Annotated in this window: 1 protein-coding gene; it reads left to right on the top strand. The window is 70.2% G+C overall.

All coding sequences use genetic code 11. The annotated features are described in order from the left end of the window. Nucleotides 1-457, top strand: a 457-nt coding sequence (locus tag GVL52_RS32065) for a 5'-nucleotidase (protein ID WP_200847995.1), incomplete at both ends; no start/stop codon positions are given.

Raw genomic sequence — 457 nt, 5'->3', positions numbered from 1 at the left:
GCGTGGGCGCGCGCGGCGGCGACATCCAGCAACTCGTCGCCCAGGCGTACCTCGACGTGGCCAACACCCGCTACGGCGGCGCCGACATCTCGCTGCAGAGCGGCGGCGGCGTGCGCATCCCCCTGCAGGGCACCGTCTCGGCCGCCCAGGTCATCCAGGTGCTGCCCTTCGGCAACATGCTCTTCCGCCTCGACGTGACCGGCACGGAAGTGAAGGCCATGCTGGAAGACGGCATGGAAGCCGTCTTCGGCACCGGCGGCTCCACCGGCCCGTATCCCTACACCGGCGGCCTGCGCTTCGACGTGAACGCCGCTGCCGCGGCCGGCCAGCGCGTCTCCGGCATCGAAGTGCGCAACGCGGCTTCCGGCGCGTGGGAGCCGCTCAACGCCACGAAGACGTACAAGCTGTTCGTGCTGAGCTTCAATGCCACCGGCGGCGATGGGTACAAGACGCTGGC

Source organism: Rhizobium sp. 18055, from assembly GCF_902706285.1.
In the GTDB taxonomy this organism is placed as follows: Bacteria; Pseudomonadota; Alphaproteobacteria; order Rhizobiales; family Rhizobiaceae; genus Rhizobium.
Note: the sequence above shows the minus strand (reverse complement) of the source record. Positions and strands in the feature narration are given on the sequence as shown.